This window comes from Pseudomonas sp. 5P_5.1_Bac1 (genome assembly GCF_025466015.1).
Classification (GTDB): domain Bacteria; phylum Pseudomonadota; class Gammaproteobacteria; order Pseudomonadales; family Pseudomonadaceae; genus Aquipseudomonas.
This window is the reverse complement of sequence record NZ_JANLNX010000044.1, coordinates 1-23162: the sequence shown is the minus strand read 5'-3', so window position 1 is coordinate 23162 and position 23162 is coordinate 1. Positions and strand designations below refer to the sequence as shown.

20 protein-coding genes are annotated in these 23162 nt (G+C 64.7%); 6 read left to right on the top strand and 14 right to left on the bottom strand.

The window, feature by feature from the left end; genetic code table 11:
* Positions 1-29 precede the first annotated feature (29 nt).
* From NTD82_RS08860 to NTD82_RS08830, 7 genes are all read right to left on the bottom strand, one after another.
* Positions 30-1289, bottom strand: coding sequence for a NupC/NupG family nucleoside CNT transporter (locus NTD82_RS08860; protein ID WP_262128485.1), 1260 nt, complete (start codon positions 1287-1289; stop codon positions 30-32).
* A gap of 65 nt (positions 1290-1354) precedes the next feature.
* Entirely contained in the window at positions 1355-1771 is a 417-nt protein-coding gene (locus NTD82_RS08855; protein WP_095154161.1) for a cytidine deaminase, read from the bottom strand.
* Positions 1761-3461, bottom strand: a complete 1701-nt coding sequence (locus NTD82_RS08850; RefSeq protein WP_262128484.1) for a bifunctional metallophosphatase/5'-nucleotidase — start codon at positions 3459-3461, stop codon at positions 1761-1763. The genes NTD82_RS08855 and NTD82_RS08850 overlap by 11 nt, the downstream gene beginning before the upstream one ends.
* Before the next feature lie 16 nt (positions 3462-3477).
* A complete protein-coding gene (locus NTD82_RS08845; protein ID WP_095154159.1) occupies positions 3478-4122 on the bottom strand; it encodes a MotA/TolQ/ExbB proton channel family protein in 645 nt (214 codons plus the stop codon).
* 79 nt (positions 4123-4201) lie between these two features.
* Positions 4202-6502 carry a TonB-dependent receptor gene (locus NTD82_RS08840; RefSeq protein WP_262128483.1) on the bottom strand — a complete coding sequence of 767 codons (2301 nt, stop codon included), beginning with the start codon at positions 6500-6502 and terminating at the stop codon, positions 4202-4204.
* Positions 6503-6617: 115 nt separating this feature from the next.
* On the bottom strand, positions 6618-7376 hold the full coding sequence (locus tag NTD82_RS08835; protein WP_262128482.1) for an energy transducer TonB: 759 nt from the start codon (positions 7374-7376) through the stop codon (positions 6618-6620).
* Between the two features lie 3 nt (positions 7377-7379).
* A complete protein-coding gene (locus NTD82_RS08830; protein ID WP_095154157.1) occupies positions 7380-7787 on the bottom strand; it encodes an ExbD/TolR family protein in 408 nt (135 codons plus the stop codon).
* A gap of 415 nt (positions 7788-8202) precedes the next feature.
* Here NTD82_RS08830 and aphA point away from each other — a divergent pair, with 415 nt between their 5' ends.
* Positions 8203-8844: an acid phosphatase AphA gene (gene aphA, locus NTD82_RS08825; RefSeq protein WP_262128481.1), complete on the top strand. Its 642-nt coding sequence runs from the start codon at positions 8203-8205 to the stop codon at positions 8842-8844.
* On the opposite strand, the gene NTD82_RS08820 is transcribed toward aphA, so the two are convergent.
* The 6 genes from NTD82_RS08820 to NTD82_RS08795 form a co-directional block, all read right to left on the bottom strand.
* Positions 8841-10106, bottom strand: coding sequence for an NAD(P)/FAD-dependent oxidoreductase (locus NTD82_RS08820; RefSeq protein ID WP_262128480.1), 1266 nt, complete (start codon positions 10104-10106; stop codon positions 8841-8843). The two genes, aphA and NTD82_RS08820, sit on opposite strands and share 4 nt — an antisense overlap.
* Before the next feature lie 3 nt (positions 10107-10109).
* A complete protein-coding gene (locus NTD82_RS08815; protein ID WP_262128479.1) occupies positions 10110-11687 on the bottom strand; it encodes an aldehyde dehydrogenase (NADP(+)) in 1578 nt (525 codons plus the stop codon).
* 84 nt (positions 11688-11771) lie between these two features.
* Complete coding sequence (locus tag NTD82_RS08810; RefSeq protein WP_262128478.1) at positions 11772-12719, bottom strand: dihydrodipicolinate synthase family protein; 948 nt, start codon at positions 12717-12719, stop codon at positions 11772-11774.
* 94 nt (positions 12720-12813) lie between these two features.
* Entirely contained in the window at positions 12814-13740 is a 927-nt protein-coding gene (locus NTD82_RS08805) for a 4-hydroxyproline epimerase (protein WP_262128477.1), read from the bottom strand.
* A 78-nt stretch (positions 13741-13818) separates the two neighbouring features.
* The gene (locus NTD82_RS08800) at positions 13819-14787 is read right to left on the bottom strand and encodes an Ldh family oxidoreductase (RefSeq protein WP_262128476.1); all 969 of its coding nucleotides are present in this window, start codon (positions 14785-14787) and stop codon (positions 13819-13821) included.
* Positions 14788-14804: 17 nt separating this feature from the next.
* Positions 14805-16433, bottom strand: a complete 1629-nt coding sequence (locus tag NTD82_RS08795) for an APC family permease (protein ID WP_262128475.1) — start codon at positions 16431-16433, stop codon at positions 14805-14807.
* Positions 16434-16933: 500 nt separating this feature from the next.
* On the opposite strand from NTD82_RS08795, the gene NTD82_RS08790 reads away from it, so the two are divergent.
* Positions 16934-17716 (top strand): AraC family transcriptional regulator, encoded by a 783-nt coding sequence (locus tag NTD82_RS08790; RefSeq protein ID WP_262128474.1) that lies wholly within the window; start codon positions 16934-16936, stop codon positions 17714-17716.
* A 564-nt stretch (positions 17717-18280) separates the two neighbouring features.
* On the opposite strand, the gene NTD82_RS08785 is transcribed toward NTD82_RS08790, so the two are convergent.
* On the bottom strand, positions 18281-19042 hold the full coding sequence (locus NTD82_RS08785) for a DUF2092 domain-containing protein (protein ID WP_262128473.1): 762 nt from the start codon (positions 19040-19042) through the stop codon (positions 18281-18283).
* 353 nt (positions 19043-19395) lie between these two features.
* On the opposite strand from NTD82_RS08785, the gene NTD82_RS08780 reads away from it, so the two are divergent.
* From NTD82_RS08780 to NTD82_RS08765, 4 genes are all read left to right on the top strand, one after another.
* The gene (locus tag NTD82_RS08780; protein ID WP_095154146.1) at positions 19396-20082 is read left to right on the top strand and encodes a tellurite resistance TerB family protein; all 687 of its coding nucleotides are present in this window, start codon (positions 19396-19398) and stop codon (positions 20080-20082) included.
* 197 nt (positions 20083-20279) lie between these two features.
* A complete protein-coding gene (locus NTD82_RS08775; RefSeq protein WP_410017038.1) occupies positions 20280-21842 on the top strand; it encodes a methyl-accepting chemotaxis protein in 1563 nt (520 codons plus the stop codon).
* Between the two features lie 7 nt (positions 21843-21849).
* A complete protein-coding gene (locus tag NTD82_RS08770; RefSeq protein ID WP_262128471.1) occupies positions 21850-22377 on the top strand; it encodes a chemotaxis protein CheW in 528 nt (175 codons plus the stop codon).
* Positions 22374-23162 (top strand): CheR family methyltransferase (locus tag NTD82_RS08765; RefSeq protein ID WP_262128470.1); only part of this gene is annotated, 789 nt, incomplete at its 3' end. The genes NTD82_RS08770 and NTD82_RS08765, both read left to right, overlap by 4 nt.

Here is a 23162-nt window from a genome sequence, read left to right as displayed (position 1 = left end):
TCAGTTCACACGCATTCATTGGATTCGGTTCAGATGGCCAGGAAGAGCCCGGCGAGTGCCGCGCTCATCAGGTTGGACAGGGTGCCGGCCACCACCGCCTTGAGGCCCAGACGGGCGATGTCCGGGCGTCGCTCGGGGGCCATCACACCCAGGCTGCCCAGTTGGATGCCGATGGAGGCGAGGTTGGCGAAGCCGCACAGGGCAAAGGTGATGATCACCTGGGTCTGCGTGGACAGCACCGCCACGCCCTTGGCGGCGGCTTGCGCCGGGTCGAGGTGGGCGGCGAAGTCGACGTAGGCCACGAACTCGTTGAGCACCAGCTTTTCGCCGATCAGGCCGCCGGCGGTGATGGCTTCGCTCCAGGGCACGCCCAGGACGAAGGCCAGGGGCGCCAGCAGGTAGCCGAGGATCAGTTGCATGCTCAGTTCCGGGACCCCGAACCAGTTGCCGCTCCAACTGAGGATGCCGTTGAACAGGGCGATCAGGGCGATGAAGGCGAGCAGCATGGCGCCGACGTTCAGCGCGAGCTGCAGGCCGGACGAGGCGCCGAGGGCGGCGGCGTCGATAACGTTGGCCGGTTTGTCGCCGTGGTCCTGGGGCACGTCGTCCGGGCGCTGCTGCGGGGTTTCGGTTTCCGGTTCCATCAGCTTGGCCATCAGCAATCCACCCGGAGCGGCCATGAAGCTTGCGGCAATCAGGTATTTCAGTTCGACGCCCAGGCTGGCATAGCCGATCAGCATCGAACCGGCCACCGAGGCCATGCCGCCGGCCATGACCGCGAACAGCTCGGAGCGGGTCAGGCGCCGGATGAAGGGGCGGATCACCATGGGCGCCTCGGTCTGGCCGACGAAGATGTTCGCCGTGGCGGCCATCGACTCGGTGCGGCTGGTGCCCAGCACGCGGTGCAGGCCGCCGCCGATCACCCGGATCACCAGGTCCATCACGCCCAGGTAATACAGCACGGCGATGAAGCTGCTGAAGAACACGATCAGCGGCAGCACGCGGATGGCGAAGACGAAGCCGCCAGTGCCGAAGACGTCGAACATCTTGCTGCTGCTCAAGCCGCCGAAGATGAAGCTGATGCCCTGATCGGCGTAGCCCTGCAGCGAACTCACCGACTCGGAGATACCGCCCAGGGTGCTTTGGCCCCAGGGCACGTACAGGGCGAATGCGCCCAGCCCGGCCTGCACGGCGAACGCCGCGCCGACGGTGCGCAAACGGATGGCCTTGCGGTTACTGGACAGCGCCACCGCCAACAGCAACAACACCACGATACCGATGAAGCCCATCGATCATTTCCCCGGAGGATTCAAGTAAGCGCCGCCGACGTCTGCGGTCGGTCTGGCGGGTCTGGTCAAAACTCGATGAAGGCGCCGGGCAGCAATTGCCCGGCGGTCCAGTGGCGCGTTGCCGCGCTGTCGTGGCCGACGCAGATCACCGGGCAGTCCTGCGCCAGCAGTTCCACCATCACCTGGCGACAGGCACCGCAAGGCGAAATCACCGGCACCTTGGGCGCGTACACCAGCAGCGCCTTGAAACTGCCCGGTGCCAGGCCCTGGCTGATGGCGCTGAACAGCGCGCTGCGCTCGGCGCAGTTGGTCAGTCCATAGGACACGTTCTCCACGTTGCAGCCGCGAATCACCTTGCCGTCGGCGGTCAGCAACGCGGCGCCCACGGGGAACTCCGAGTGCGGGCACCAGGCGCTGTCGGCGGCGGCGATAGCCTCCGGCAACAGGCGATCCTGCAGCGTTTGCCAGTCTTCACTGCGCATTGCTGGCCACCTGCGCTGTGGCTTTCTGGATGCGCTGCTGCGCCTCGGCGAGGCCGCCGGGCTGGCCCGCGCGATCACGTTCCTGCAGGTAGCTGATCATCGCGTCGAGGTCGTTGATCCCGGTGTCGAGGCGGTCACTGGCCTGTTTGAGCACGCTGAAGTTGTCGCCGCCCTCGGCGAGGAAGCTGTTCATGACGATGCGGTAGGGCTGCTCCGGCTGCACCGGCTGGCCGTCGACCAGCAGGCTGCCTGCGAGCACGCGCTGGCCCTTCGGCTGGCGGTCGTCCCAGCGGTAGGTCAGCGAGGCCGAAGGTTGCAGCGGATAGAAACCCATGCTGCCGTCCTGCCATTGCTGCTCCAGCAGTTGCCGCAGTTGCGCGCCGGTCAGGGTGAGCAGGATCAGGCTGTTGTTGAACGGCTGCACGGTGGCGACCTGGCCGTAATTCACCTGCTCCTGGCCGTCCTCCAGGCTGATATCCATGCGCATGCCGCCCTGGTTCATCAACGCGACCTGGGCACCGAGGGCGCGGGTGGCGGCCAGGTGCGCGTCGGCGATCAGGTCGCCCATGGCCGATTCGCCGGCCTCGTTGGTGGCACGCAGCACTTCGCGGGCGCCCAGGCGGGCCACCGGTCTGCTCAGTTGCGCCTGGCTGCGGGTTTCGATTTCCGCCAGCAACGGAGCGATTTCGGAGCTGGCGTGGTAGCGCTGGGCGTCCACCACCAGGTTGTTGGCTTTGACGTCGAGCAACTGGTGCTTGTCGGTATCCACGGTCAGGGTCAGGTGGGTCAGCAGGCGGCCGAAGGAGGCGCCCTGGGTCACCAGCTTGTCGCCGACACGGCACAGGTAGCCTTCGTGGGTGTGGGCGGTGAGCACCACTTTGATCGTCGGGTCGAGCCGCTTGGCTACGTCCACCACGTCGCCGCTCAACTGGCTGCATTCCTGCTGGTCGAAGCGCTCCGGGGTGGCGCCGCCCTGGTGGATCACCGCGACGACGGCATCGACCTTTTGCGCGGTCAACTCCGGCAGCAGGGCGTTGATCGCCTCGGCTTCATCGATGGTGTACAGGCCTTTCATGCTGTTGGCGCTGACGTAGGCATCGACGTTCCTGAGGGTGGCGCCGACGAAGGCGATCTTCGCCCCGTGGGCCTGTTCGATGCGGTAGGCCGGGAACAGCGCCTTGCCGGTCTGGCGGTCCATCAGGTTGGCGGAGAGGTAGGGGAAGCCCGCGCCTTTGAAGTCCTTGTCGAACTGGCACGCCTGGGCGGCGCGGTCGGACTGGCAGCCGCCGTTGATTTGCCGCAGCAACTCGGCCTTGCCGTGGTCCAGCTCATGGTTGCCGACCACGGAGAATTTCAGGTCCAGCAGGTTCAGCGCTTTCAGGCTGGGCTCGTCGGCCCACATCGAGGAGATCGGCGGGCTGCCGCCGACCATGTCGCCCACGCCCACCAGCAGCAGTTGCGGATCCTGCTTGCGCAACTCGCCCAACGCACCGCTGAGCGGACCGATGCCGCCGGCCTTGAGCTTGACCTCGCCGTTCTGGAACGGGCTCGGTTGCAGGTTGCCGTGGAAATCGTTGAGGGCGGCGATAGTGACGTTGACCGGCGGCTTCGCCGGTTGGCAGCCGCTGGCCAGCAGCAGGGCCGCCAGCAGCAGCGGCAGGGGACGTAAGGCAAGACGTGGATGCGGCATGACGATCCTCGGCCGGTCAGGCAGGTTGCAGGCTGGAGGCAGCCGGCGCGGTAACGGGCCGGGTGCTGAAGGCGGTGCCCATGCCGGCGCGCAGCAGGAGCATCTTCAGGTTGTCGTTGATCAGTTCGAGGCGGTCTTGAAGGTGGCTGTTGAACACCAGGCCGACCAGCGCGATGGCAATCCCCAGGGCGGTGGCGTACAGCGCAGTACCGATGCCGCGAGAGACTTCGCCCGGGTCGGAAACACCGGCTTCGGCCAGCGCCTTGAAGGTGTCGATGATGCCGAGAATGGTGCCGAGCAAGCCCAGCAACGGTGCGCCGGCGACCACCGCTTCGAGGATCCACAGGCCATGGTTGAGCTTGCCGCGCATGGCGATGTAGATCGCCTGGCCGAGGTCTTCCAGCTCATTGTGCGAATGCAGGCCGACGCGGCCGTCGAAGAGCTGACGCAGCAACTGCAACGGCAGGCTGTCGCGCTGGCGCAGTTCGGCGGGCAGTTCGTCGAAGTGGCGCACCTTCTGGTGCAGGGCCGCTTCCAGGGCGCGGGCGCGGCGCAGGTTGTGGGCGAAGAAAATGCCGCGTTCCACGACCACGAAGGCGGCGAGGGCGGCAGCGCCGTACATGATGTAGAAGGTGATGTCGTGGAGCAGGTCCATGTTCATGGCGGGTTACCTCTGGCGGTTCAGGCACGGGGCAGGACCGGCTCGCGGGCCGGTCCTGGCTCTGGGTTAGAAGACAGGGTTAGAAGTTGGCTTCCACGGAGAGCGCGACCGTCTGCTCTTCGCCGATGGTGTAGTAAGGCGTCTGGGCGCCGGCGAAGGCCGAGCCGCTGCCGTTGTAGCGCACCGAGTTGAAGGTGGTGGTCTGCACGCCGGAGAGGTACTCGCGGTTGAACACGTTGTTCAGCGACAGGCGCACGGTGGCGTCCTTGACGAACTTCTTGTTCACCGGCAAGCGGTAGCCGACGTTCATGTCGACGGTGGTGTAGTGCGGGATGCTCTGGTCGTTGGTCAGGTCGCCGAACTGGTTGTCGACGAACTTGCCGATGACGTTGCCGTAGAAGCGACCGTCGTCGTAGCCCAGGCTCAGGTTGAACATGTTCTTCGGCACGCCGGCGATCTGCTTGCCCTTGGTCGGCACGTACACACCGTAGTAGAGGGTGTCGTTCTGCTGCTCGGCCTCGGTGTAGGTGTAGGAGGCGTAGTAGTTGAAGTTGTGCGGCAGCAGGCCGCTGAACTCCAGTTCGACACCTCTGTTCTCGACCTTGCCGACGTTGAGCATCAGGTAGTCACCGGTGACCTCGTCGCGGCTCGACACCTGGCGATCCTTGAACTTGAGGTAGAACAGCGTGGCCGACAACGCCATGTCATCGGTGGCGTAGCGCCAGCCCAACTCCTGGTTCCAGCTCAGCTCGGGTTTGAGGCTGATCGAGTCCCCGGCGTTGTAGAGCACGTAGTTGGGCGGTGTGCGCATGTTGCGGGTGACGTTGTAGAACGCCTGGTTGTCCTCGTCGATCTGGTAGCGCGCGCTGAAGCTCGGGAGGAACTCGTGGTAGGTCTTGTCGCGCTTTTCAGGCGTGTCGTAGAGGCTGGCCTTCAGGTCGCCGTCACGGGTGGAGTGCTCGTAGGCCAGGCCCATGGTCAGGGTCAGGTCGGGGGTAGCGGTCCAGGTATCCTGGACGAACAGTTTGTGCACCGGGGTGATGGTGAAGTAGTTGCGGCCCTGTACAACCTTGCCGTTGGCGTCCCTGACCTGGTTGGAACTCTCGTAGTTGCCCCAGATGTCGGTCGGGCTGCCATCGGCTTCAAGGTAGATGAACGGTTGGGTCTGGCGCTGGCGGGCGCGTTCGTACCAGTAGCCGAAGTCGATGTTGTGTTCGTCGTTGAACGCCCAGCTCAGCTTGGTGTTGACCCCCGGACGCCAGGTTTCGGTCCAGGACGGACGGTAGTAACGGCCGCTGACCGGGTCGCCGTCGGCGTTGTACTGGGCGGTGGTCTTGAGGTTGCTCAGGTCATAGTTGCCGGAGCTGTTGGTGGTTCGGGTGAGGGTGGCTGGCGAACCGAAGGCGCGGTAGCTGCCGCCGTTGGCCCAGTAGTAGTAAGGCGCGACGGTCAGTTGCAGGTCATCGCGCAACTGCCAGCGGCTGGTGACCGATGCCGTGACGTTTTCGTACGGGTTGCGACTGGTCTCGTAGCTGGCGGTGGTGAGCTTGCCGGTGGTCGGGTTGTAGGTCGGTACGTTGGGGAAATCGTAGTCGTGGTCCGACTTGTACTGCGCCAGGCTCGGGGAAACGTAGTTGTAGTTTTCCTGCTTGTGGTACTTGATGATGCCCTGGATCGAGTTGCCTTCGCCGAACTTGAACAGGCTGTTGAGTTCGAACTTCTCGGCGTCCAGGTCGCCTTTGCCTTTCCATTTGTCGCTGTTGGTTTTCGACGCGGAAATGTAGTTGCTCAGGCCGTTGTATTCACCGGTGTTCAGGCGAACGAAGGTCTTGCTCAGGTTGTTGCTGCCAACGGTCTGTTTGAAGAACACCCCGGCGTCCTTGCTCGGAGCCATCGAGACCAGGCCGATGTTGCCGCCGCTGGAACCGATATGCGGCGCATCCAGTTCGGAGGAGCCCTGGGTCACGAAGACTTCCTGGAGGTTTTCCGGGTCGCCCAGCAGGTTCGGGTACACCTCGAAGCTGCCCGAGTCGTTGATCGGCACGCCGTCCATGGTCATGCCGATCTGGTCGGATTTCATGCCGCGCATGGTGAAGTTGAAACCGCTCAGGCCGGTGCTGTCGTCGCTGGAGACGTTGATGCCGGGCGTGTATTTCAGCTTGTCGATACCGTTGCTTGTCGGACTCATCTTGTCCAGGGCTTCCTTGGTGACCGTGGAGCGCGCCTTGGCCGCTTCCTCCTGCACCATCAAACCGTTGCCCACGGTTTGACCGGTAACGTTGACGCTACCGATATCGACGGAGTCTTCCGCCAGTGTCGAGGCGGTCCAACCGCCGCAACCAACGGTCAACATCATGACGAACAGCCGATTGAGTTTCACCAAGCTTCCCTCCCTTGTTTGTGATTGATCGTGTGAAGACAGATGCCAGGTTTCGCGCGTGCAGAGGCCCGCCCGGCGATCTGAGCGATCGTCGGCTGGGCACTTTCCGGGGAACCTAGTTTTCTATGTTGTAAACAAGCGTCGCGATGAAACGGTACTTATCCCTGCCCTCGAACACTGCCTCGGGAAAGGGCCTTACTTGCTCGATACGGCGCAAGCTGGTTTGCGCTGCCTTGTTCAGCAGCATGCTCACGGCTTTCTTCTCGATGCCCGAATCGAGCACCTTTCCTCCCCGGTCGATCAGCAGCCAGATCACGACACTGCCCTCCGGACGTTGCAGCGATGCCTCGCGGCCTCGCGGGTATTGCTTGTACTTCTCCAACTCCGCGTGCAGCGCGGCGATGTAGCTGTTTTCCAATGCCGCGATGTTGACCTTGGGCGGCGCCGGCGGTGGTGGTGGCGCCGGTGTCGCGGCCGCTGGCGGTTTGCTTGCCACTGCCGGAGCCACTGCTGGTTGCGCGGCGGGCTGGGGTGGTGCCGGCTTGGCCACCTGGGGTTTCGGCTTGGGCGGCTGCGGCTTGGGCTCAGGCGGTTTTGGCTTGGGCTTGGGCGGCGGCTCCGGCAGTTCGACCACCGGCTCCGGGTCCGGCTCGGGCAGTGGCTCGGGCACAGGTTCCGGTTCTGGCGGCGGAGGCGGCGGAACCGGTTCCGGCTGCAGGTCCGCCGGATCGATCAGTGCCACCTCCACCGTGGTTTCGTCGTACTTCGGGGTGATCTTCAACTCCGCCTTGAGGGCGCTCTGGACAGCGATCACCAGCAGGCAGATGGCCGGCAGGCACGCGATGACTTTTCGCGATTTGAACAGGACCGACATGGCTTACAGCTTTCGCGTGGCGATGGAGACGGAGGAAAAACCGTTGCTCTTGAGCAGGTCCATCACGGCCACGAGCCGACCGACTTCAACGTCTCGGTCGCTGTTGAGGATGATCACCAGTTTCTCGCTGGTGTTTTCCAGGGTCTTCAATTGCGCGACCAATGCGTCTTCGCCGAGGTCCTGGCCGTCGAGTTGCAAACGCTCATTCAGGCCGAGGGTGATCACCGCCTTGTTCTGCGGTTTCAACTGCTGGGCGTGGGCGGCGCCGGGCAACTGGGTCTTGATGCCCAGGGCCGGAATCACGTTCAGGCTGATCAGCACGAAAAACACCAGCAGGAACATCATCACGTCGATCATCGGGATGATTTCGATATGCACGCGTTTCTTTTTCGGTTCTTCCCAACTGCGCATTGCCTTGGCTCTCCACTTTTGTTCGTCGGCCGGCTGATAACGGCGCGGCTACTTCGACTGTGTTGTGAGAGCCCTCGGTGCGAAACCTTTCAAAGCTGTCACTGATGTCAGGAACACCCTAGGAGGAGGACGTTACAGTTTGATTAAGTGCTCGCTGTCGAGTGGCAAAAAGATATCAATCCCGGAAAAACGATGCGATTGAAGGGGGCGGTGGCAGGCTGTAAGGGTCTAAATAGACTGTTTGTTGAACAGTCTGGAACCGGTAATGGGATGCGGGTATCAGTTGCTGACGAAACCTGGCGTATCGAAACGAAATTGACATGACTGTCAGTTATTCAGGTAGGCCCCTTGTCGGGCACCACGGGTGTGGCGCCAGCGAGTGACAAGGTCTCCACTTTCGAAACGAGAGGTTTGTGTGCGTACTTTCCAACGGATGCTGGCCGCATTGCTGGCGCTGACCCTGGCGGGATGTTCCGACCCGTCGCGCCCTGCCGGTGTGCACTGGATTACCCTGCAGCAACTCACCAGCAGTCTCGGCGACACGGCGCCGATGGCGGTAGGGTTCGATATCGACGACACCGTGTTGTTCTCCAGCCCCTGTTTCTACGAGGGCCAGCAGAAGTATTCGCCGGGCAGCAACGACTACCTGAAGAACAGGGCGTTCTGGACGGAAACCAATGCGGGCTGTGACCGCTATTCGATTCCCAAGGACGTGGCCCGTGCCCTGATCGACCTGCATCAGCGTCGCGGCGACACGCTGTTTTTCGTCACCGCCCGACCGCAGACCGAGGGTGAGCAGGTCACCGCGATCCTCAAGCAGGCTTTCGCCATCAGGGACATGCAACCGGTGGTGTTCACCTCCGGCCCGGAGAAGGCGCGCTTTCTCCAGGACCGTGGTGTGCACCTCTACTACGGTGACTCCGACAGCGACATCAGTTCCGCCCAGTCCGTCGGCGCGCGTGCGATCAGGGTGATGCGCGCCGCCAACTCGACCAATCAGCCGCTACCCGCCAACGGGGCGTTGGGCGAAGAAGTGCTGGTGGACTCGACTCACTAGAAACGCGCGAGCCGATAGGCTGCGACGTTCGGCAACGCAGTGGCGGGCGTCGCCGAGCCCGCCAATGCTGCGACCATCTCCGCCGTCACCGCCGCCTGGGTCAGCCCCAGATGTTGATGACCGAAAGCCAGCAGCACACGGCCTTCGCACACCCGGTCAATCACCGGCAACGAATCCGGCAGCGAAGGCCGAAAGCCCATCCACGGCGTCGCCGCTTCGGCATTCAGTTCGCGCTTGAACAGGCCCTGGCTCAGCCGCTGCAACTGCCAGGCCCGGGCCATGTTAGCCGGGCGCTGGAGTCCGGCGAATTCGACGGTGCCGGCCAAACGCAGGCCGCCGGACATGGGCGTCATGATGAACTTGCGCTCCAGCGAGGTGACGGCGAACGGCAGCCGGTCGTGCTCGCGGGGCAGCATCAGGTGATAGCCGCGTTCGGTATCCAGCGGCACCCGCGTGCCGGTCAGCGCTTCGGTCAGGTGAGCCGAATGCGCGCCGCAGGCGATCAGCACCCGAGGCACCACCAGTTCGCCCTGTTCGGTGCGCAACGCGACGCCGTCGGCCTTGAGTTGCCCGCCCTGTACGTCGCGCTGAACGAACTGCACGCCCGCAGCCGTGGCGGCGTCGAACAGTGCTTCCACCGCCTGGTGCGGATCGAGGAAGTGCCCGGTCGCGGGGAAGAACAGACCGCCCAACAGATGCTCGCTCAGTTGCGGCGCGGCGGCGCGCACGGCGTCCGCCTGCCACAGCTCCACCTCGACATTCTGCTGGCGCATGCGCGCTTGCAGGGCGTCGATGGCCGGGCGGGATTCGGGGCGCTCGAAGACCAGCAGCGAACCGTCCTGCTTGAGCATTTCCGCCCGGCCAATGGAATCCAGCAGGCGCCGCCAGGCCGCCAGGCTGCCTTCGTTCAGCGCGCGAATGCCGGCCACGCTGCGGCGAAACGGTGCCGGGCGCAGGTTCAGCAGCAGGCGAGTGAACCACGGCAAGGCTCGCGGCAGGTATTTCCAGTCCAGGCGCAGCGGGCCCATGGGGTCCATGAGCATCGCCGGCAGGCGCTTGAGGATCGACAGGTCGGCGATGGGAAACACCTGCTCGGTCGCCAGGTGCCCGGCGTTGCCGAACGAGGCGCCCATGCCCGGCGCCTGGCGGTCCACCAGCAGCACCCGCTGGCCCTGGCGGGCCAGTTGCAGCGCGCAGGCGACGCCGACGATGCCGGCGCCGACCACGGCGATGTCCACGTTGGGGGTGAAGGTCGTGGCCATCGATCAGACTTCTCTCTGGCCGTCGAGCAGGCGCCGCAAGTGCAGCGGATTACCGTGTTGCAGCGCAGCAGGCAGCAGATTGTCGGGGAAGTCCTGGTAGCACACCGGCCGCAGGAAACGCAGGATCGCCGCCGTCCCCACCGAGGTGCTCCGGGTATCCGAGGTGGCCGGGAACGGGCCGCCATGGACCATCGCATCACAGACTTCCACGCCAGTCGGCCAGCCGTTGACCAGCAGGCGTCCGGCCTTGCGTTCAAGCGTCGGCAGCAGGGCGCGGGCGTCGTCGAGGTCGGCTTCGTCCAGGTGCAGGCTCGCGGTCAATTGGCCTTCGAGGTGCTCGGCCACCTGACGGACCTGCGCGTCATCGGCGCAGGTCACCACCAGCGAGGCGGAGCCGAACACCTCCGCTTGCAGGCTCGGATCGGCGAGGAAATCTCGCGCCTGGGTGACGAACAGGTGCGTCTGGCACTGGTTCGGGCCTTCAGCGGCGAGGCCGGCGGCGGCGGTGTCGGCGTTGGGGTTGCCGGCCAGCGCTTCGATGCCGTTGCGGTAGGCGCTGAAGATGCCCGGGGTGAGCATGGTCTGCGCCGGGCTCTGCCAGATGTGCTGGGCGGCGGTGGCGATAAAGCGGTCGAGGTCGGCGCCTTGGCGGGCGATGACCAGGCCGGGGTTGGTGCAGAACTGCCCGGCGCCCTGGTTCAGCGAGGCGACGAAGCCCTGGGCCAGTGTTTCGGCGCGGGCCTGCAGGGCGGAGGGGAAGAGGAACACCGGGTTGATCGAACTCATTTCCGCGTACACCGGAATTGGCTCGGCCCGTGCTGCGGCCGCCTGGCACAGGGCGATGCCGCCGCTGCGCGAGCCGGTGAAACCTACGGCCTTGATGCGCGGGTCGCAGACCAGCGCGATGCCCACTTCACGACCGGAACCGTACAGCAGCGAGAACACTCCGGCTGGCAGCTCGCAGTGTTTCACCGCGCGGGCCAGTGCCTGGCCGACCAGTTCACTGGTGCCGGGATGGGCGCCGTGGGCCTTGACGATCACCGGGCAGCCGGCGGCCAGGGCCGAAGCGGTGTCGCCGCCGGCGACGGAGAAGGCCAGCGGGAAGTTGCTGGCGCCGAACACGGCCACCGGGCCCAGCGCCACCTGGCGCTGACGCAGGTCGGCGCGGGGCAGCGGCTGGCGTTGCGGCTGCGCGTTGTCGACGCGCACGTCCAGCCATTCACCGGCGCGAACAGTACGGGCGAAGGTGCGCAGTTGCCCGCAGGTGCGACCGCGTTCGCCCTGGATCCGGGCGCGGGGCAGGCCGCTTTCGGCCACGGCGCGGTCGATCAGTTCGTCACCCAGCGCTTCGATCTCGCTGGCGATACGTTCGAGAAACTGCGCGCGAACTTCCAGCGAGGTTTCCCGATAGCGGTCGAACGCCGACCAGGCCAGGGCACAGGCTTGTTCCACCTGCTCGGTGGTGCCGCCCGGATAAGCCGGTTCGAGCACCAGGTTGGTGGCCGGATCGATCGCGCGGATGGCTTCGCGGCTGCCGGTTACGGCGTGCTGACCGATGAGCATGTTGCCTGTCAGGGTCATAACGGCTCCTGAAATGAATTCGAGGGTGGCCGGCTGCGTACAGCCGGCAAGAAACGGAAGCGGCGCACAAGGCGCCGCGAGGGATCAGGCGACGTTGTTGCTCGCCGACCAGGTGGCGAACCACTGGCGGAACAGCGTGTACTGGGTCTCGGCGTAGTTGCGCTGGGCGTCGCTGAGCACGTCGGTTTCGTTGAAGTGCAGGCTGTATTCGGTGTCGCCGTTGAGCACCATCAGGTGCTTGTAGTAGAGCACCAGGTCGCAGCCTTCATCGAAGGACGACAGCACTTGCAGGGCGTCCGACAGCTCCAGTGCCTGGCGGCGAGCGACGGCGTCACCCTTGGCGGCTTTCTTGCTCAGGTCGACCAGCAACAGCACTTCGCGCGGCAGGGCGTTGCCGATACCGGTGATGGCACCGGTGGCGCCGCAGTTGACGAAACCGTGCACGACCTGGGTGTCGACGCCGGCCATCAGGATCACGTCCTGGTCCTGCGAGGTGATGTGCTCGGCGGCGTAGCGCATGTCGGCGGCACCGCCGAACTCCTTGAAGCCGATCAGGTTCGGGTACTGGCGGCGCAGCTTGAAGAACAGGTCGGCGCGGGTGGCGAAGCCGTAGTAAGGGCTGTTGTAGATCACCGCCGGCAGTTTCGGCGCGGCTTCCAGGATTGCCGCGAAGTGCGCTTCCTGAGCGGCCGGCGAGGCGCCGCGGGACAGCACGCGGGGAATCACCATCAGGCCGTGGGCGCCGACTTTGGCGGCGTGGGCGGCGTGGGACACGGCTTCGCGGGAGTTGACCGCGCCGGTGCCGACGATGGTCGGAATGCCGGCGGCCACCAAGCGCGCCACACCTTCCTGGCGCTCGGCTTCGGTCAGCAGCGGCCAGTCACCCATGGAGCCGCAATAGACCACGGCGCTCATGCCGGCTTCGATCAGTGCGTGGCCTTTTTTCACCAGCGCGTCGAAGTCCGGTTTGCGGTCCGGGGTGCAAGGGGTCATCAGGGCGGGGATGGTGCCGGTGAAGATGTTGGTGGTCATGAGTCTTGGTCCTTTGTGTTCAGTTTGAGTCGGGAGAGGGGGCGGGACCGCTTGGCGGTCCTTCGCGAGCGAGCTCGCTCCTACAGCAGGGGGCTCAGATGCCCCAGGCGAAGGGGTCGTTTTCGTCGATAAGCAGGGTGGCGTCGGCGGTCATGTAGGCGCGGCCGGTGATGAACGGACGGATGCGCTCGCCGTCCCATTCGTAGCGACCTTCGAAGCGGCTGGCGGTGATGCTCGCCTGTACCCAGGGCTCGCCGGCGGCCAGCTTGCCGTCGGCGGCCAGGCACGCGAGTTTGGCGCTGGTGCCGGTGCCGCAGGGCGAGCGGTCGTAGGCTTTGCCGGGGCACATGACGAAGTTGCGGCTGTCGGCCTCGGCGTCGTCGGCGAACAGTTCGATATGGTCGATCAGCGCGCCGTCTTCGCCGTGGATGCCTTGGTCTTCGAGGGCGCGAAGCATCTTCCAGGTGAAGTCGGTGAGCAGCTCGACGTTGCTCAGGTGCAGTTCCTGGCCGTGCTCGGACACCAGGAAGAACCAGTTGCCGCCCCAGGCGATATCGCCGAAGACGCGGCCGTAACCCGGCACGTCCACCGGCACCTGCTTGCGGTAGCGGTAGGACGGCACATTGGCCACGGTGATCGCGCCGTCGGCATGCAGGGTGGCGCTGACCTGGCCGACCGGGGTGTCGATCTTGTGCTCGCCAGGGGCGATCTTGCCCAGGTGATACAGGGATGCGACCAGGCCGATGGTGCCGTGGCCGCACATGCCCAGGTAGCCGGCGTTGTTGAAGAAGATCACACCGCAGGTGGCGTCTTCCGATACCGGTGGCGTGTACAGCGCGCCCACCAGGACGTCGTTGCCACGGGGTTCGAGCAGGCAGGCGCGGCGCCACTGGTCGTGCTGCTGGCGCAGGGCATCGCGCTTTTGCGCCATGGTCTCGCCGGCCGGTTGCGGGAAACCGTCCAGCACCAGGCGGGTGGGTTCGCCTTCGGTGTGGGAGTCAATCACGCGGATCTGTTTCATCAGTCTGTCCCTCAAGAATGCGTTGTTGTCAGGTCAGGCCAACAGGCCTTCGATTTCCTGCAGCAGGCTGCGCTCGACCTACACGCCATCGGCCTGCGAGCGCTGGCGCGCGGCGAAGCGGCGTTGCGAGGGCAGCCTCGCGCCCTGGCCGGTGATGGCGCTGAACAGGTCCTCGGCGCGTTGCTGGCCCCGCTCGAAATCGTCACCGCCGAAGCGCTGCGGATCGAACGCCAGCAGCAGTTCGCCATGGCATGGCGTAGCCCCGGCCCCGGCGTCGAAGGCCAGGGAGTCGGCGCTGGTGAGGTCGCCGATCAGCGCGCCGGCCAGCAATTCGATCATTGCCGCCAGGGCCGAGCCCTTGTGTCCGCCGAAGGTCTGCATGGCACCGTCCAGCGCGGCGCGGGCGTCGGTGGTCGGCTGGCCTTCGGTGTCCAGGCCCCAGCCCAGTGGAATGGCTTTCTCCTGGCGGGCGTGCAGTTCGATGTCGCCGCGGGCGATGGCGCTGGTGGCGAAGTCGAAGACGAACGGTTCCTGTCCTGCCCGTGGCCAGGCGAAGGCCAGCGGGTTGGTACCGAACACGCCCCGGTTGCCGCCTTCCGGCGCCACCCAGGCATGGCTCGGGGTCATCGCCATGCCCACCAGTCCGTGGGCGGCGATGGCTTCCACTTCCGGCCACAGCGCCGAGAAGTGGAAGCAGTTGCGGATCACCAGTGCTGCCACGCCCTGTTTGCGCGCCGCCTCGACCAACTGCGGCAAGCCGTGCTGGAAGGCCAGCAGCGAGTAGCCGAAGTGTGCATCCACCTTGACGATGGCCGGCGCCGGCTGACTCACGGTCGGTTGCGCCGCCGGATCGACCTTGCCCGAGCGCAGCGAACGCACGCACACCAGCACCCTATACAGGCCGTGGGAGTGGCATTCGTCGCGCTGGCCCTGGGTGATCACCTCGGCGATCGCCCGGGCATGGTCGTCGGCCATGCCGTTGTGGGTCAGGGCGCGGTGAGCCAGGTCGAACACCTGGTCGAGGCTGAGGTTGATGCGCTCGCTCATGGCAGGTCTCCGCAGGCTCAGGACAGTTGGGCGCGGGCGCCGGCCGGAGCGCTCTGGGCACTGTGCTCGATGTCGCTTTCAGCGTCGTCGGACTCCAGTTGCACCAAGTGCGCCGGTACGCCGGTGGCTGCGCCCCAGTAGTAAATGCCGAGGGCGCAGGCGGCCACGACCAGGGTGTCGAACGGATGGGCAATGACACCCATGCCGCCGAAACTGCCGAGCCAGGAAAGCAGGATGGTCACCGCGTAGAAACCGATCAGCCAGGCCGACGAGCGCACTTGCTGGGCCAGGCTCAGGTGCTGGGTCGGGACGAAGCGGCCGCACATCAGGTAGATCACGAACATCAGGATTTGCAGGCTGAGCAGCCAGGACACGGTCTTCCAGCCGGACCAGTAGACGATCAGCGCGGCGATGATGAACGACAGCGGACCGAGCAGGCCCATGCGGCGGACGCGGAACGGACGTGGCATGTCAGGGGCATTGCGGCGCAGCGCGGCGACCGAGACCGGGGCGACGGCGTAGCTGAGGATCAGCGCGGCGGACACCACGTTGATCAGCGCTTCCCACGACGGGAACGGCAGGGTCCAGAACACCGAAAGGCCGAAGGTCAGCCACAGCGCCGGGCGCGGGATGCCGGATTGCTCGTCGATGCGGGTGAAGACCTTGAAGAAAGTGCCGGTCTTGGCCCAGCCGTAGACCACGCGCGGCGTGGCGTTCATGTAGATGTTGCCGCAGCCGCTGGGCGAGATCACCGCGTCGGCCACCACCAGGTACGCCAGCCAGCCCACGCCCAGCGCCAGGGCGATGTCGCGGTACGGCAGGGCGAGTTCCTTGGCGATGCCGGACCAGCCGTTGGCCAGCATTTCGGTAGGAATGCCGCCGAGGAAGGCGATCTGCAGCAAGGCATAGATGGCGGTGGACAGCAGCACCGAGAGGATCAGCGCGATCGGGATGGTGCGTTGCGGGTTCTTCACTTCCGAGGCCACCGAGATGATCGGGGTCAGGCCCAGGTAGGCGAAGATGATGCCGCCGGCGGACACTGCCATTTCCACGCCGGAAAGCCCGAATGGCATGAAGCCCTGGGAGGTGAAGTTTTCCGGTTTGAAGAAGGTGAACAGCACGCCGATCACCAGCAGCGGCACGATGAACTTGAACACGCTGATCAGGTTGTTGGACTTGGCGAAGGTCTTCACGCTGTAGTAGTTGAGGGCGAAGAACAGGCAGAGCAGGCCGAACTGCACCAGCCAGCCGAGGACGGTCGGGTCACTGGAACCGACCTTGGTCAGCTCCGGGAACCAGGCTGCGGCGTACTGGCGCGCGGCAACCACTTCGATGGCCACCAGGCTGGAAAACGCGATCAGCGTGATGAAGCCCATCAGGTAGCCCAGCAGCGGGCCGTGGGAATAGACCGGGTAACGCACCACACCACCGGCGCGGGGCAGGGCGGCGCCCAGTTCGCAGTAGACGATGCCCAGCAACAGAACGGCGAAACCGCCCAGCAACCAGGAAAAGATCCCCGCGGGACCGGCGATGGCGGACACGTGGCTGGCGGCGAACAGCCAGCCCGAACCAAAGATGGCTCCCAGTCCGATAAAGGTGAGGTCTATCAATGAAAGTTGTTTCTTGAACTTGCCTTTGCCTGACATGGCGTCGCCTTCTTGTGGGTTATTGGATAGGCAGAAGTGATGTCACTTTGAAAGCACTGTTTCGGGGATCACCCGATACGGTGTTTGCGGTTGTGGGCAACCGCGCTCTTATAAAAATCCGTATTCATGGAGTCATTGCATTGGGGGACGAAGACACACTTCCTCGTTACCCCGGCGCACGCTCGCCAACGCATTCCAGGGCGCGGGCTGGTGGTCTTGCCTGGACTTCGCCACAACGTTTTCGACGACTCAGGCAATGCCAATACAGTGGACCCATCGGCGCCTCGGCGCTTGATGGTTTTCTTCAAGAGGAATGACGAAATCGGCATAGTTAGGAAATTTCCCTATGACTCTTCGGAAAATTTCTGAAGCCTTACAAGCCACGCCCTCTGTGGCGTCCGTCGAGGCTCGACAGTCCGGGGAGGGTGCGGCAAAGTGTCCACCTGGTGAGAACCCGCTTGTGGATTTTTACCAATCGGTCAAGAACGAGAGCCCGCCCCATGACCCCCAGCGCGTTTGCCATCCTCTGTCAGGGCAATGATCAGTGCCGCCCTGAAACCATCGAAGAGCTGTTATCCGGCATGGCGTTCTTATTGCCGTTGTTCGATGCCATTCCCAATGTGGCGATATTCATCAAGGATGTTCAGGCGCGTTATCTGTTGGCCAATCTGGCGTTGATACAACGCTGTGGTTTCAAACAATTGCGGCCTTTGTTGGGCAAGACCAGCGCCGAAGTCTTTCCGGCGCAATTGGGCCCCGGATATACCGATCAGGATCGCCGGGTACTGGAAGAAGGCCGGGTATTGGAGGACCAACTGGAATTGCACTTGTACGGGTCGCGCGAACCGGGCTGGTGTTTGACCCACAAGCGCCCGTTATATAACCGGCGGGGTGAAATCATCGGCCTGGCCGGGGTGTCGGTGGACCTGCAATCGGCCAGCGATTCGCACCCTGCGTATCAGCGGCTGGCGGCGGTGGACGAGTACATCCGGGCGAATTTTCACCAGCCGGTGACCATGCGCGAGTTGACCCGTGTGGCGGGGATTTCCGTGGCGCAACTGGAACGCTACTGCAAGCGGGTGTTCCACCTGACGCCGCGGCAGATGATCCACAAAGTGCGGCTGGAACATGCGCATCAGCTTTTGCACACGGAGTTGCCGATCACCGAAGTGGCGTTGCGCTGCGGGTATACCGATCACAGTGCGTTTACGCGGCAGTTCAAGGTGCTGACCGGGTTTACGCCGAGGCAGTACCGGCAGGCTACGGGGGGCGTTCTGGTATAGCGCCCCGTTACCAAGGCGCCCTGACCACCACGAACCGGACGCTGTTACCCACATACTGCGGCTGATACCACGTGCTCCCGCAATGCTGGTACGCGACCCCGCTGGCCACCACCGACACACAATCCGGCGGCACCGACGCCACTTCGCTGCCAATCGCAATTGCGGTCGCGGTGGTTGCCCCGATCACTGCGGCGGTCGCCCAAGGGTGATACCAGCCATCCGGTGGGGGCGGCGGTGGAGGTGGCGGAGGCGGCATGGGTCCTGGCCCGGGTCCGGGAGGCATGGGATGTGGTCCGGGGCCCGGCTCAGGATGTGGCCCCGGATGCGGCTCTGGCCCAGGATGCGGCCCCGGCCCCGGCCCCGGCCCCGGCCCCGGCTGCGGCCGAGGCATGGGCTGCGGCCGATACCCCGGCTCGAACCCCGGCCGCTGGAATCCCCCACCCGCATGATGCGGCACCACGAACGTGCGCCCACCACCGCCCCCGCGTAACTGCCAGGCCTCGCTCACGGCGGGAGTCAGCAGAACCACCGCGACCCCGAGCACCAGCGCACCGCGCCCGTAATTCATGGCTGTTCTCCCTTGCGCAGTTCGACCAGCGGCACCGCCAGCGCCTTGGCCGGCGGAATGAAGGTGAAGGCGTCGGCCTTGATCGGCGAGGTGAGGTCCCAGGCGAAGCTGACGCTGTGCCGCGGCCGCTCCGGGTCGTCGCGGCGGGTGATCACCAGCCGGCACGGCAATGGCGCCGCGCCTTCGCGCAGCCACAGTTGCCAGTCGATGTCCGGCTGGCGGTAGGCGTAGTGCGTGCAGGTCTGTCCTTCGATGTTTTCCTTGTCGATCACGTAGGCCTGGCTGATGCCGACGTCATCGGCGGTCCCGGCGTTCCAGCGAAACAGGTCGGCCAGCGGCAGTTCGATGCCGTAGCGATCGGCCAGCCGGTCCAGCAGTGTGTCGATGCTGTCGGGGGCGTCGCCGCGGGTGAAGTAGTTCAGGCGCTGGTCGTACAGGGTGAAGCGCTTGCCGTCGTAGAAGAACTGCCGGCTGGCACTGTTCTGGTCGACGTTGACGTAGAGCTTGTCGGGACGCTCCGCGAGCACCTGGGTGTGGTGTTGGAAGGCGATGGTCTGGCCGCTGTCGAGTTGCTGGTCGGTTTCGCTGCGGGCGCTCAGGCTGAAGCGTTCGATGCTTTGCAGGTAGTTGCCGAGGGCAACGAGCGCGGCGATGGCCGCCGGGTCGCGCTGTGGATCATCCGCGCCGTGTGCGTTCGGCGGCAGCAAGGACAGCGACAGTGCCAGTGTGGTGGCGGTGAACAACAGCGGTAAGCGCATCGACGAACTCCGTTTGGCAGATGGGCTGTCGCGACAAGCGCGGGTGATCGGGCAGGCCTGTGCGGGGCACCTCTGAAAGTAGTTGGGCGAAGGGGTTAATACAAAAGCGCGGTTAACCGAATTTGCTATATGCGCGACGATGCAGCCGAACAAAGCAACGATTGCCATCGATTCGAGGACGCCGGCGTTGTCACGAGAGGAAATACATTTTCACCCAGAGGCCCGGAAACCCGCGGTTAGGATTCGGCTCTTATCCGTCAGTGTTTTTCCCACATTGGCAATTCAGGTTTTCCGATTACCACGCTGACATTTCATCGGGTGCTTTCGGACAGCCGCGCCTCAGGAGGCTCGCAATGAACACCCGTGGTTTGCTCGATCAACTGCTCAAGTCCGGTCAGGACTTGCTGCAAAAACAGACCGGCACATCCTCCAGCGCGAACAAGGGCGGCAGCGGCGGCCTCGGCAGCCTGCTTTCCGGTGCCGGTGGCGGCGCACTCGCGGCGGGGGCGATGGGGTTGCTGCTGGGTAACAAGAAGGCCCGTAAATACGGTGGCAAGGCGCTGACCTACGGCGGCCTGGCCGCGCTCGGCGTGCTGGCCTACAAGGCCTACGGCAACTGGCAGGCGCAACAGGCCGCCGCGCCGAAAGGCGAGCCGCAGACCCTCGACCGCCTGCCCCCCGCGCAAGTCGAGCAGCACAGCCAGGCGATCCTCAAGGCGCTGGTGGCCGCGGCCAAGGCTGACGGGCATGTCGATGAACGCGAGCGCGAGTTGATCGAAGGCGAGTTCGTCAAACTTTCCGGCAACGACCGCGACCTGCAGCACTGGCTGCACGCCGAACTGAACAAACCGCTCGATCCGGCCGACGTCGCGCGTGCCGCCGGCACGCCGGAAATGGCCGCGGAAATGTACCTGGCCAGCGTCATGCTGGTGGACGAAGAACATTTCATGGAGCGCGCCTACCTGGATGAACTGGCCCGCCAGTTGCGGCTCGATCCGGCGCTTAAGGTCGAACTTGAGAAGCAGGTTCGGACGATCTGAGTCAATGAAATGGGCAAATGGCCACAAATGAGGCCGTTTTGCCCATTCACTCCTGTAGGATCAGTCCCATGCTGGCGTAAGGCGTGGGCTATAATCAGCCCATTTTTCCTGACGCGTAGAACGCTCGAGGGCTGATTGTGAAGAACTGGACATTGCGCCAACGGATCCTGGCAAGTTTCGCCGTGATCATCGCCATCATGTCGCTGATGGTCATTGCCGCGTATTCGCGGTTGATGGCCATCGAAAGCAGCGAAGAAACCGTCCGCTCCGACAGCATCCCCGGGGTCTACTACAGCTCGATGATCCGCAGCGCGTGGGTCGACAGCTATGTGCTGACCCAGCAACTGGTGGGCCTGTCCAATCACCGTGAGCTCAGCGACGCCGACCTGGCGTTGTACAAGAACTTCGAAGAGCGCCTGCGCCAGCAGATGGCCAACTACCAGCAGACCATGAACGATGCCGAAGACACGGCCAACTTCGAAACCTTCAAGGTGCTGGTCGAGACTTACCATCAGGCGCTGAGCGCGGTGCTGGCGGCCTACGGCAAGAAGGACTACGCCGAAGCGCAACGCTTGCTTATCGAGAAGCTGACCCCGGCTTGGGCCGACGGTCGCAAGAACCTCAACGGGCTGATTGACTGGAATCGCCGCTCCGCCGATCACGCCACCGACAACATCGTCGACGCCGTGTCCACCGCCAAGATCAGCATGATCGTCTCGCTGCTGCTGGCGGTCGTTGCCGCCGGCATCTGCGGCCTGCTGCTGATGCGCGTCATCACCGAGCCGATGCAGCGCATCGTTCGCGCCCTGGAAGTGCTGCGCGGCGGTGACCTCAGCGTGCGCATGAACCTGGACCGCAACGACGAATTCGGCGCGGTGGAAAACGGTTTCAACGAGATGGTCAGCGAACTCACCGGCCTGGTGTCCCAGGCCCAGCGCTCGTCGGTGCAGGTCACCACCTCGGTGACCGAGATCGCCGCCACCTCCAAGCAGCAGCAGGCCACCGCCACCGAAACCGCCGCCACCACCACCGAGATCGGCGCGACCTCGCGGGAAATCGCCGCGACCTCGCGGGATCTGGTGCGGACCATGACCGAAGTGACGTCCGCCGCCGACCAGGCCTCGGTGCTCGCCGGTTCTGGCCAGCAGGGCCTGGCGCGGATGGAAGAAACCATGCACCAGGTGATGGGCGCTGCCGATCTGGTCAACAACAAGCTGGCGACCCTCAACGAGAAGGCCGGCAACATCAATCAGGTGGTGGTGACCATCGTCAAGGTCGCCGACCAGACCAACCTGCTCTCGCTCAACGCCGCCATCGAAGCGGAAAAGGCCGGTGAATACGGTCGCGGGTTCGCCGTGGTCGCCACCGAAGTGCGCCGCCTGGCCGACCAGACCGCCGTGGCCACCTATGACATCGAACAGATGGTCCGGGAAATCCAGTCGGCGGTGTCCGCCGGGGTGATGGGCATGGACAAGTTCTCCGAGGAAGTGCGCCGCGGCATGTTCGAGGTGCAGCAGGTCGGCGAGCAGTTGAGCCAGATCATCCATCAGGTCCAGGCGCTGGCACCGCGGGTGCTGATGGTCAACGAAGGCATGCAGGCCCAGGCCACCGGCGCCGAGCAGATCAACCACGCCCTGGCCCAGCTCAGCGACGCCAGCAGCCAGACCGTCGAGTCGCTGCGCCAGGCCAGTTTCGCCATTGACGAATTGAGCCAGGTGGCGGTCGGCCTGCGTGGTGGCGTTTCACGGTTCAAAGTCTGACGTGGCGATGAACGAGCTCAAGCCCCGCCGCAGCGAGGACGCGGCCTGCCAGGGACGGTTGTTCCTGGTGTTCCGCATTGGCGGGCAGCGTTTTGCCCTCGACACCCGCGAGATTGCCGAGGTGCTACCGCGCTTGCCGCTCAAACCCATCGCGCGCACGCCCGAGTGGGTGGCCGGGGTGTTGTCCCATCGCGGCGCGCTGGTGCCGGTGATCGACATCAGCGCCCTCAGCTTTGGCCAGCCGGCGTCGCACCGCACCAGCACGCGCCTGGTGCTGGTGCATTACCGCGCGGACACCACGCGCCCGGACCTGTTGCTCGGGCTGATTCTCGAACAGGCCAGCGATACGCTGCGCTGCGATCCGGCGGAATTCCGTCCCTACGGCGTCGACAACCGCGAGGCGCCGTACCTCGGCCCGGTGCGCGAAGACGCTCAGGGCCTGTTGCAGTGGATCGGCGTTCAGGACCTGCTCAGCGACGACGTCCGCGCCTTGCTCTTTCCGCCCGCCGGGACCGCGCTCGAGGTGCAGCCATGAGCATCGAACGGCGGTTCTTCCGCTTTTTGCAGGATCGCATCGGCCTCGACGTCGCCTCGGTTGGCGAGCAGATGGTCGAACGCGCCTTGCGCCAGCGCTGCGCGGCGCTGGCGGCCCACGACCTGGACGATTACTGGCTGCGTTTGCAGCAGTCTTCCCAGGAACAACAAGCGTTGATCGAGGCGGTGATCGTTCCCGAGACGTGGTTTTTCCGCTATCCGGAATCCTTCACCGCACTGGTCGGCCTGGCCCACAAACGCCTGGCCGAACTCGGCGGTGCGCGGCCGTTGCGGATTCTCAGCCTGCCCTGTTCCACCGGCGAGGAGCCGTATTCGATTGCCATGGCGCTGCTCGACGGCGGCGTCGCGGCCCACGCGTTTCGCGTCGATGCCATGGACATCAGCCCCAATTCCATCGCCCGTGCCGAGCGCGGGCTGTACGGGCGCAACTCGTTTCGCGGCAGCCACCAGGACTTTCGCGAGCGGCACTTCAGCGAAACCGATGACGGCCATCGCCTCGACGACCGCGTGCGCAAGCAGGTGCAGTTCGAAGCGGGGAATGTCCTCGACCCTGCGCTGTTGGCCCGTCAAGGCACCTACGACTTTGTGTTCTGCCGCAACTTGCTGATCTATTTCGATATCCCCACCCAGCAGCGGGTGTTCGAGGTGTTGAAGAACCTCACTCATGCCGGTGGCGTGCTGTTTATCGGCCCGGCTGAAGGCAGCCTGCTGGCGCGGTTGGGCATGCGCCCGTTGGGTATCGCTCAATCGTTCGCCTATGTGCGG